The organism is Paenibacillus sp. FSL W8-0194 (assembly GCF_037969745.1).
GTDB classification, from domain to species: domain Bacteria; phylum Bacillota; class Bacilli; order Paenibacillales; family Paenibacillaceae; genus Paenibacillus_AQ; species Paenibacillus_AQ cookii.
The window spans coordinates 3,267,805-3,279,040 of sequence record NZ_CP150205.1 but is presented as its reverse complement, the minus strand read 5'-3'; the positions used below and the strand labels follow the sequence as shown (position 1 = coordinate 3,279,040).

Genomic DNA, 11,236 nt, shown 5'->3' with positions numbered 1-11,236 from the left:
CATGGCGGTACTGAACAAAATGCGGCAGTCCATGGCCCGGACCTGGTCCCTGTACCGGAGCGATTTCCGAAGCATGGACAAAACGCAAATCTTTTTGCTTTTGCTGCTGACGCTGCTTGCCGTATTCATGCTTTTGCCTCTCGTTTTTATTTTTAATCATGCGTTCAAGCCGCTGCACGAGCTGTTCCTGTTTCCGCCGACGTTTTTCGTGCGCCAGCCGACGCTGCAGAACTTTACCGACCTGCTTCAGGCGACGCAGGACACGTTTCTGCCGGTGACCCGGTTCATTTTCAACAGCATCGTCGTCACTTTATTATCCACGGTCGGCATGGTCATTCTGGGCGCTTTATGCGCCTATCCGCTGGCAAAACATCCGTTTCCCGGGCGCAAAATCGTGTTCGGCGTCATTCTCCTGTCGATAATGATCTCCGTGGAAACGATGGGGATTCCGCGTTACATCGTCGTGAAGTCCTTGGGCATCATGAATACCTATTGGGGGCATGTACTGCCGATCCTGGCCCTGCCCGTCGGCGTGTTTTTGCTGAAGCAGTTTATGGATCAGGTGCCGGATGAGCTGCTCGAAGCGGCGAAGCTTGACGGAGCCACCGAGTGGCAGCTTCTCGTCCGGATCATCCTTCCGATCGTCACGCCGGCGATGGCGACGATAACGATTTTGTCGTTCCAAACCGCTTGGAGCAATTCGGAGACATCCGCGCTGTTTATGCAGGACGACGCGATGAAGACGCTGCCGTTTTACGTGGAATCGCTTACATCGAACCTGGCGAATACGGTGGCGCGGCAAGGGGTTGCGGCCGCAGCGTCTTTAATCATTTTTATGCCGAATCTGATCATCTTCCTGCTGTCGCAGCGGAAAGTCATTCAGACGATGGCCCATTCGGGCATCAAGTAGGGTAACGGAGGTTCAATCATGGAAAAGCGAAGGGCCGGACGACGGCTGATCTATATGTTGACGATTCTCTGTATTTTGACCGCCGCCTTATTACCGGAATCGGCCGCGGCGGAACCGCCCTACATGACTTTCAGCAAGGACGGTTACGACCGGAGGATCCCCAGCCAGGCAGCCTATTACCCATCCACCGTCGTGGGGGACAAAATTTATAAAAAGAAGATTCAAAACGGCGCGGAGCGCCTGGAATATTCGCCGCTCAAACGGCCGCAGGACCTGTTCATCGACCGCAAGGACGAAATCTATATCGCGGATACGGACAACAACCGGATCGTCCACCTGAACCGGGACGGAGAATTTCTGCGCGAAATTACCGCAAAAGGCATGAAGTCGCCTCAAGGCGTTTTCGTCGCTTCGGACGGGACGATCTACGTCGCCGATACGGGAAACAAACGGATTTTGAAGCTTTCCGCGAGCGGCGAACTGCTTGCCGAGTACGGGCGTCCCGAGTCGCGTTTCATCGACGAATCTTTTCACTACGAACCGACGAACCTTGTCGTCGATGCCCGGGGATTCATGTACGTCATCAGCAACGGCAGTTATCAAGGGATCATCCAATTGGATCCCGAAGGCCGATTTTACGGCTTTTACGGCACGAACATGACCGAAGTATCGCTGATGGACATCGTACGCAAGCTGTTTTACACGGAAGAGCAGCTCAGCCGCCAGGTCCGGACGCTGCCTTCGACCATACGCAATATCCACATCGACGAACAGGGGTTCATTTATACGGTGTCCGCGACGGATAAGGAGCAGGTTAAGAAGCTGAATATCCGCGGCGAAAACCAATGGAAGGACAAAAAGTTCGGGATCGAGCCCAGGTTCAGGAACCGGAGCCAGGCGGCGGAAACGCAGCAAACCGATTCGAAGCAGGAGGTGCAGAAGTCCGGTTTGACCGACATCACGGTGGACCGCAACGGAAATTTGGTCGCGATCGATAAAGTGTCCAATGCGGTGACGCAATACGGCCCGAACGGGGAACTGCTGTTTTTCTGGACGGGACCGGTGACGATCGGGTCTCCGCAGCTCGGTATCAGCCAAAGCCCGGTCGCGGTGGACACCAATTCCAACAACGAACTGTTCGTGCTGGACGATTCCCAAAACCTGATCCACGTACTGAAGCCCACGGAGTTCGGGATGCTGCTGCATAAGGCGACGAGCTTATCCCAGGAAGGAAAATATGCCGAAAGCGAACCTGTCTGGCGGGAGGTGCTGAGGTTAAACGCGTTGTATTCGCCGGCCTACCAGGGACTCGCGGAAGCAGCGTATTACAAGGAAGATTACAAAGAAGCGCTTCGCCTGTTCAAGCTGTCGGGGGACGTCGGCGGATATTCCGACTCGTATTGGCAGCTGCGCCTGCAGTGGTTCCAGCGCCATTTCTCCGTCATGGCCAATACCGTTTTCGCTGCGGCCATCCTGATCTGGATCTTTTACCGCAGCAAGAAAAGGATGCGTTTTTTAACGCAGGGAAGCCAAAGATTGCGGGGGCTTTTGGGCAAAAACAAGCTGCTGGTCCAGCTGAGGCATGCATTTACCATTTTAAGGCACCCGATCGACGGGTTCACGGATCTCAGGTACAGGCAAAAAGGAGGTTACCTGAGCGCTTTCCTTCTGCTTCTGTTCGTAACGCTGGTGCTCCTGGCGAAGGAATATTACACAAGTTTCACCTTCATGCCCGTTCCCAGCAACGAACGCAGCGGCAGCTTCCTGATGACCGGAGCGGTGACTTGGCTGACCTGGGTCGTCTGCAATTATTTGATCGGCAGCATCAGGCAGGGGGAGGCGCGCTTTAAGGACGTGTTTGTCGGCAGCTCCTATGCGCTGTTCCCGATCGTCATTCTCGGGCTGCCGCTGGCCGCCGTGTCCAACATCATGACGCTCAGCGAATCGTCGATCTACGGCTTTTTCCAGGCCGGGATGCTCATCTGGTGCGGATGTTTGTTTTTCTGGAAGATCCAGTCGCTTCAAAATTACGGCGTCGGCGAGACGGTAGGGAACATCCTGTTGACCGCGTTTGCGATGATCATCGCCTGGGTATTGATCTCGATCATCGCCGGGTTGTCTTCCGAGCTGCAGAACTTCTTCTATACCATATATCAGGAGGTGTCGATGTGATGCGGATGCCGGCGAAGTGGAAACGGCTTTTCGTTCTGACGCTCCTAGCGGCCATGACAAGCGCAAGCATCGTCACGTACACCATCGCCGCGGAGACGAAGACGCCGAACGAGGCGGATGCGGGCAAAACGGATTCGGAGCAGGATGCGAAGCGGGAAAACAGCGCCGAAAGCGCCCGGGGATCCGGTACGGGGACGATAGTCGAACCTTCCCAAACGAAAGATGCAAACGCAGTGGGGGCGTCCGGCAACAAAACCTCGACGGGCCGCAGCAGCCAAACGGCCGGCAACAGCTACCGCTCCCTGTTTCCGGACGACGATGCCTTTCGGCTCGCAAGCGAAAATGCTTATCTTGGGCTGTACGTCGACCCGAAAACGGGGCATTTCCTCGTCAAGGACAAACGCAGCGGCCAAGTGTGGAGGTCTTTTCCGGATGCTTACGGCTGGAACGACAAGGATAACACGAACACCTGGAAAAAGCATATGCAATCGCCGGTGTTCATCAAATACGTCGAGTTTAACGTGCGGAAAGACCAAATCAAGGAAACGAACGTCAAGGATCAGAAAGCGGCGATCGAACGGTTCGAGATCACGGATTCGGGTTTCCGGCTTACGTTCGACATGCCCGACATCGGGTTCGCCATTCCGATCGAAGTGAGCCTGAAGGATGACAGCATCGAAACGAAAATCATGGAAGAAGGCTTTAAGGACGGGAAAAGCAGCGAGGAGATGGCCGAATACGAGTCGCGCACGAAAAAAAAGGATAAAAACGCGCGCATTGCGGCGCTTCGCTTATATCCCTTCCTCGGCGCTTATACGTCGGACCGGGAGGATGGCTACCTCCTGATACCGGATGGTCCGGGGACGCTGATCCAGTTTCGGAAGGACCGGCCGCCAAACAACAATTTTTATTTCGAAGGGGTGTACGGGGAGGATTACGCCTTCAGCAACAACAACCAATCCCTTTCCATTCGTCAGCCCGTTCGCATGCCCGTATTCGGCATCAAGGCCGGCGGTCAGGGGTTGTTGGCCGTCATTCATGGCGGGGCGGAATACGCCAACGTGCTTGCGGCCCCGTCCAAATCGATGAACCAGTACAACTGGGCGACGGCCGAGTTTACGTACAGGCAGCGTTTTTTTCAGCCGACCGATAAACGCAAGCAAAACGGATTCCAGACCTTCAACAAGGAACGCGCACATGGCGACCGGTCGATCCGGTATTATTTCCTGGACGCAGGCTCCCCCGATTACGTCGGGATGGCAGCGCGTTACCGCCAGGTTTTGATGGAAGAAGACGGACTGAAACGGGCGACGCCGGATGACGGTTCCATCCGTTTGCCGATTTATTTGCTCGGGGCCGATTCCAAAAAAGGGTTCCTGTGGGATTCTTACGAGGCTCTGACAACGACATCGGAAGCCGAAGAAATCGTCAACGAACTGACGGCGATCGGAGTCAAAAAAATGGCCGTCACCTACGCCGGCTGGCAAAAAGGCGGCATCAGCGATTTCGGAGGGCATTTCCCGGTCGACAAAGGCATCGGAGGCAAAGAAGGAATGCGTCATTTCATCGAATATGCCCATGTCAAAGGCCACGACGTGACGCTGGACGCCTCCTCGTACACGTTCAACAACACGGGTCGCGACGGGTTCCGTTCCAGCCGGGACGGGCTGCAGGACCTGGGATCGGTCGTCATCAAGTATGGAGGAAGAAACGAAACGTCAAAGACGCTCGTGAGCCCCCGTTTTATGGAAAAGGTGCTGCGGAGGGACTTGGACAAATTCAAATCGCTCGGGGCCGACGGATTAACGTTTGGCGAAGGGCTGGGTTCGCTGTTGAACAGCGATTTTAATGAACGTCACAAAGCGACGCGGGAAGAAGTGAAAGGAATCCAGCAGCAGCTGTTCGATCAAGCGGTTCAAACGCTGGGCTCCGTCAGGGCGGAGGGCGCCAATGCGTATGCCTGGAAATACGTTGATGCCCTGGACGGCCTGCCGATCGAAAATTCCTTCGATCTGTTCGTCGACGAAACGGTGCCTTTTATGCAAATCGCGCTGCATGGGCTGATCCCGTATTCATCGACGTTTGCCAATACCGCCGACAACTACACGACATATTTGCTGAAAAACCTGGAGTACGGCTCCATCCCGAGTTTCATGCTGACTTATGCGGCTTCGCAAGACCTGATCGGGACGCGTTCGCTTTACAACTATTACAGCACGCATTATAAGGATTGGTCGGAAGAAATCGCCAAGCAGTACGGCCGGTTCAACGAAGCGCTTGGAGACGTGCAGGACCGGATGATCGTCGGCCATCGTTCCCTTGCCGCAGGCGTGTACGAGACGACGTACGACAACGGGAAACGGATCGTCGTGAACTACAACGAATCGCCATATCACGGGAGCGGTTATGAGGTCGAAGCCGGCGACTTTGCCGTCGTTCATGGGGGGAGATCATGATGGGCAAGTTCAAAATCAAATCTCGTACTTCACGGAATTTGGAAGCGCTGATGTTCGTTGCTCCCTGGGTCCTCGGCTTCCTGTTGTTCATGGCCTTTCCGCTAGTTTTCTCCCTGTATATGAGCCTGCATAAAGTGACGGTGCTGCCGACGGGCCTCAAATACGATTTTCAAGGGTTGAAATATTATCAGGAAATTTTGTTCGGGAGTTCGGCCTTTTACGATAACCTTATCCCGTTTTTTCAGGAGATCGTCATCATGGTGCCCGTCATCATCGTCTTTTCATTATTTATCGCCATCATGCTCAATCAGAATTTTCCGGGACGGATTTTGTTTCGGGTCGTGTTCTTCCTGCCGATCATTTTTACCTCGGGATATGTGTTGACGGAATTCGTGAATCAGGGTGAAGGAACGCTGGGCTTTTTGGAGCGGTTTTCGATCGGGGAATACCTGCTCGATTTTTTGGGGGACAGCTCCTGGACGAAGCCGGTCATGGACGTGCTGAACCGGTTCGTGCTGGTGTTATGGTACTCCGGGGTGCAGATTCTGATTTTCCTGGCGGGAAGGCAGACCATCTCGAAATCGAGCTACGAATCGGCGCGGATCGACGGCGCTTCCCCATGGGAGGTGTTCTGGAAAATTACGCTGCCGGCCATGTCGCCGTTCATTTTGCTGAACCTGATTTATACGGTGGTCGACATGTTCACGTTCCCGTACAACCCGATCATCGAGCTGATCAATACGGGGAACTACGGCTACAACAGCGCTTTGGCCTGGATCTATTTCGTCGTTATAGCTTGCTTCCTGAGCCTGATCATGCTCCTGTTTTTGAGAATGAACCGCAGCCGCCGCTACCGGTGATGCAGATCCCGCAAGAGAGGAGGGGCCGAAATGATTGGAAAAATCAACACGATCAAGTCCAAAACGTCTGCGCTTAAAAAAAGGATCGCCCGCGACAAGCTGAACACGGTCCGATACGTCATCCTCGGCCGGGAAGTGAACCGGGGGTTGTTGTTCAAGCTGTTTATTTACTGGATCCTGATCGTGACCTCTTACATTTATTTGAACCCCATTTTGAAAATGCTCGTGAAGATGGTGATGAACGAGAAGGACCTGAACGATCCGACGGTGACCTGGGTGCCCCACGAAGTTTATTTAGGCCACTTAAAAACGGCTTGGCAGGCGCTTCATTACGTGGAGTCCTTATTGGTTAGCGTCGGCATTTCCACGGTCGTTGCCTTATTTCATGTCATCGCTTGCGGATTGATGGGTTACGCGCTCGCCCGGATGCAGTTCCCTTTCAAAAAGCTGCTGACGGTGCTGCTCGTCGTCACGTTTATCATTCCACCGCAGGTCATCGTGCTGCCCATGATCATCATGTACACGAAGCTGGGGCTGCAAGGGCATCTGTTTTCGCTGGTGCTGCCTTCTTTGTTCGGTTTCGGGATCAAAGGCGCGTTATTTGTCATCATTTTCAGGCAGTTTTATACGACGCAGCCGAAAGAGCTGGAGGAAGCGGGGAAAATCGACGGCGCCAGCAGCTTCAAATTTTATTGGAAGGTGATGTTTCCGCTGGCCAAACCCGCGATCCTTGTGGTTTCCCTGTTTTCCTTCGTATGGACGTGGAACGACACCTATTATCCGCGGATGTTCCTCGGCCAATCTCCGCTGGTGCCGCTTTCGACCCAGATGTCCCGGGTGGATGCAAGCATTACGAGCATGCTCGGGAACGAAGAAACCGCGCTGGTGCTGGTGGAAGCGATCAAAATGTCGGCCAGCTTCCTTGCGCTTTTGCCGCCGCTTCTCATCTTCTTTTTTGCGCAGCGTTATTTCGTCGAAAGCGTCGAGCGTACGGGGCTTGTTGAATAACGGGCATATGCGGATGCCTAAGGAAAGCATGGAGGACTGGGCTTCGCCGAATGAACGGAATCTAGAAAGGGGGGCTGCCGGTCAAACTGGAGGTTTCAAAGATCCAATGCGATTCAATCAGTTCATGAAATGCCAAAAGGTATACAGTGAATCCATGTTGAAGGGATGAATCGGTCATGAAAAAGCGGATGAATGTTTTTTTCTTGATACTTGCAGCATTTGCGCTCATTATTACGGGATGCGGCTCCGGAGGTTCGGGGACCGACACGGCGGCGAAGGAGCAGGCCCCGCCCGATGCAAAGCAAGCCCCCAGTCAACCGGCGGAGCAAAAGCCGGAAGAGAAAAAAGAAAATCATGAGCCGATCAAACTGATTTTCATGGCGCCTTGGAGCAAGGAGCAGGTCGAAAGCCGCATCCTTGCGGGGACGAAGGAGAAATTCCCCAATATCGACATTGAGCCGACGGGCAAATTCGCGGATGCGGCGTCCTTTGACGAACTGTTCGCCCAAAATGTGATGCCGGATTTGATTCTGACGACGGACGGCTTCGACATTTTGAAGGAAAGAGACATGCTGCTGCCGCTCGACGACATGCTGAAAGAACGGAACTTCGACTTCAACAAAATCAGGCCGGGAATCATGGATGCGCTTCGGGCCCGGGATCCGGAAGGCCAAGGAAGGCTGCTTGGCGTGCCGATCGAGGACGTGACGGTGGCGCTGCATTACAACAAAGCCGTTTTCGATAAATTCGGCGTGGACTATCCGGTCGACGGGATGACCTGGGACGAGGTGATCGACCTTGCCGGCAAAGTTACCGGGGAAAGGGACGGCGTGAAATACCGGGGACTGGCGACCAATTCATTGTCCCAGGCGATGACGCAGCTGTCCGCGAACGGTACCGATCCGAAGACGGGCGAACCCCAATTTTCGAAAAACCCGGCATTCGCGAAATTTCTGAACTTAACGAAGCGAATCGCAAGCATTCCGGGGAACTGGGAGCCCGACATCGAATACGACTTCAAAAAGGGCGACGTGGCCATGAGCCTTGGACTGATTGCCAACACGATCCCTTATTATCCGGAGGAGCTGGATTATGACGTCGTAAGCTTCCCGAGCTGGCCGGATCTGCCGGGCGTCGGACCGTCCACGCTGCCGCTGACGATCGCCATCAACAAGCACAGCAAACATATTGACGAAGCGATGGATCTCTTGGAATTCCTGCTGACGGATGAACAGCAAATCCGCATGACCCGCGCGGGCATCCCTTCGGTTTCTTCGGATCAGGGCATATTGGAGCAGTTCGCCGCCGATACGCTGAATGGCCGGGAATTCAACATCAAAGGCATCTATTCGCTGCAGCAGGCCAAACCGGCGCTGTACAGCCCATACGGGCCGGACATTTTGCTCTACGGAACCAACTACGTCGGCTCGCAGGTGAAACCGTTCCTGACTTCGGGCAACGACGTTCAAACGTTCCTGCGCAAGATGGATGAGGACTACGCCATCATCGTGAAAGAGAAAAAGCAGCAGAATTGATGCGCGGTCATTGTCTTTCCCAAAATAATCGCGGATGAGGGGGAATACGAGTGGGCAATAAGCGATCTTGGATTCACGGAGCGCTCGGTTTGCTGTTGTTGTTGTGGATGACGGCTTGCACCGGCGGTACGGCGCAGGAAGCCGTGCCCGAGCCGAAGCCGCAGACGCAGACGGAAGAGCAGTCGGAGCCCAAGGAGGAGGCGCCCGTGAAGACGTTTCCTGAGGATCCGGTTGAACTGCTTGTAGCCACGCCTTGGGGCGAAGATTACTTTAATTCCCGCATTGGCAATTATATGAAGGAAAAGCTGCCTCATATCCAGGTGACGCATGTCGATTGGAACGGTACCGTGGAAAATATGCAGGAACTTAACGCTTCGCAGATCGTTCCGGATATCGTGCTGGCGTTTACGGGCCAAGAACCGCTTCAAGAACTGGAGATGGTTTATCCGCTGGATGACATGGTGAAAGAATACGGAGTCGATCTGAGCCAAATCGATCCGGCGATACTGGCCCAAGTGCGATCGAGGGACCAACAGGGCCGGTTGGTCGGCATTCCGCAGGAGATGGGCGTCATCGGCCTTCATTACAACAAGGAAATTTTTGATCTGTTCGGGGTTGAATATCCTTCGGATCATATGACATGGGATGAAGCGATCGAGATGGCGAAAAAAATGACCGCCGAACGGAACGGGGTGCATTACAGGGGATTGGAATTTGGAAGCTATACGTTCCCCCTGAAGCAGCTATCCGTCACTTTAACCGATCCCGATACAGGCGAAGTGCTGTTATCTAAACACCCGGAATTCACGAAGTATATGGAATTGTTAAAAAAAATATACAGCATACCGGGCATGTACGATGAAAACGTCAGCGGATTCAGCGATAAAACGGTCGCGATGCATGTGGATTGGCACGGATATCTCACATGGTTCGGGGGGAACGACGAAGAAGCGAAGGAGTTCCAGCAGGAAATGGACATCGTCCCCGTACCCACGTTTCCCGGCCAGGAAAATACGGCGCCGACGCCGAATACGCAGATTTTCGCGATCAATGCGTTCAGCAAGCACAAGGAAGCGGCATTTCAATGGATCCTTGAAAGCATTTCGCCGGAATATCAGGCGACGCTTGCCCGGGCGGGAACGCCGTCCGTCATCACGGGGGACAAAACGATCAATGAGCAATTTGCTCAGGACAATATAAGGTACGAAGGCAAAAACATTAACGCGTTTTTCCAATATCCTTTTACGCCGCCGCCGGCCAAAAGCAGCCCTTGGGATTCGTACGTGAAGCTGGATGACGCGGTCAAGGAGTTTTTGCAGTCGGACATGGACATTCAGAAGTTTCTGAGAACGCAGACGGAAAAAGCGGAAAAGGCGATTCAGGAGGCAAAATCCTCGAAAGGGAAATCATGAGCCGCATGAATCTTTAAAAGTTCAAATGGCCGGCCGAAAAAAAGCAACCGCAGAAAGTCCCGCATCCGGAAAACGGAAGCGGGACTTTCTGTTTTACCGCCACAAAAACGGCTGCGACGCTTATCCTTCATATCTCCGGGCTTCGCGATAGGTGAGCATCAGCGCCAGCAGAAGCACGGTCATGACCGCATCGTACACGATGAGGATCAGCATAAGCGGTATCGGCTTCGTGAACAGGTTGGCGGCCAGGCTTGCCAGACCCGAAACGGCCAAAATCGCAACGCCCATCCCGACGGAGGCCGGCCCATGCTGCTTCAGGGTCTGAAAAGCCCGGCGGAAGGCGGCGTCGAAAGGAACGCGATCGGTGACGATCGTAAATTCCAAATATACGAACAAAATCCGAAAGACGATCAAAAACAGCAGGGCGGCCCCCGAGCCGATCGCCCCAAACATGACGATCAGCAGGGTGGACGCCGCCGATGCCGCAAGCATAATCGCGGCTTGCAGCAGCAGAAAGGGAAGTCCGTAACGCAAGTTCGCGCGCATCATCTGCGAAACCGGAAGTTCCGAACCTCGGCATGCCGCATCGAGCGTACGGATGTATCCTCCCTGCGCGAATGACCATAACAGGGCCGCGACCAGCATAAACCAGGTGAACGGCAGGGAAAACAGCTGAAAAACGGATGGAATTCCCATGCCCAGCATGACCCGGGAACTCCATTGGGATTGGATCTGCGACGCTTGAGAGCCGTATAGAACGACCAGCAAAATGGCGTCGATCAGGAAGGGCTGCAGGACAATATAGGGATGCCTTCTGAACGTTCGGCAAGCTTCCAGGATCGGCATAGCGACCTCCTTTGGGTTGGGGACGAAAAATTTAAGC

Annotated in this window: 8 protein-coding genes; 7 read left to right on the top strand and 1 reads right to left on the bottom strand. The window is 54.0% G+C overall.

Annotated elements, in window-relative coordinates:
* Position 1: 1 nt before the first annotated feature.
* The 7 genes from MKY58_RS14795 to MKY58_RS14765 all read left to right on the top strand — a co-directional run bounded on the left by MKY58_RS14795 (position 2) and on the right by MKY58_RS14765 (position 10,353).
* A complete protein-coding gene (locus MKY58_RS14795; protein WP_339320953.1) occupies positions 2–910 on the top strand; it encodes a carbohydrate ABC transporter permease in 909 nt (302 codons plus the stop codon).
* An 18-nt stretch (positions 911–928) separates the two neighbouring features.
* A complete protein-coding gene (locus tag MKY58_RS14790) occupies positions 929–3,082 on the top strand; it encodes a YIP1 family protein (RefSeq protein WP_339320952.1) in 2,154 nt (717 codons plus the stop codon).
* Positions 3,082–5,538, top strand: coding sequence for a DUF5696 domain-containing protein (locus MKY58_RS14785; protein WP_339325159.1), 2,457 nt, complete (start codon positions 3,082–3,084; stop codon positions 5,536–5,538). The genes MKY58_RS14790 and MKY58_RS14785 overlap by 1 nt, the downstream gene beginning before the upstream one ends.
* Positions 5,535–6,398, top strand: coding sequence for a sugar ABC transporter permease (locus tag MKY58_RS14780; RefSeq protein ID WP_339320951.1), 864 nt, complete (start codon positions 5,535–5,537; stop codon positions 6,396–6,398). Before MKY58_RS14785 ends, MKY58_RS14780 begins: the two co-directional genes overlap by 4 nt.
* A 30-nt stretch (positions 6,399–6,428) precedes the next feature.
* The gene (locus MKY58_RS14775) at positions 6,429–7,406 is read left to right on the top strand and encodes a carbohydrate ABC transporter permease (RefSeq protein ID WP_339320950.1); all 978 of its coding nucleotides are present in this window, start codon (positions 6,429–6,431) and stop codon (positions 7,404–7,406) included.
* A 176-nt stretch (positions 7,407–7,582) separates the two neighbouring features.
* The gene (locus MKY58_RS14770; RefSeq protein ID WP_339320949.1) at positions 7,583–8,941 is read left to right on the top strand and encodes an extracellular solute-binding protein; all 1,359 of its coding nucleotides are present in this window, start codon (positions 7,583–7,585) and stop codon (positions 8,939–8,941) included.
* A gap of 50 nt (positions 8,942–8,991) precedes the next feature.
* Positions 8,992–10,353, top strand: coding sequence for an extracellular solute-binding protein (locus tag MKY58_RS14765; protein WP_339320948.1), 1,362 nt, complete (start codon positions 8,992–8,994; stop codon positions 10,351–10,353).
* 120 nt (positions 10,354–10,473) lie between these two features.
* Here MKY58_RS14765 and MKY58_RS14760 read toward each other — a convergent pair whose 3' ends face one another.
* Positions 10,474–11,199 carry a hypothetical protein gene (locus MKY58_RS14760; protein ID WP_339320947.1) on the bottom strand — a complete coding sequence of 242 codons (726 nt, stop codon included), beginning with the start codon at positions 11,197–11,199 and terminating at the stop codon, positions 10,474–10,476.
* Positions 11,200–11,236: the final 37 nt, after the last annotated feature.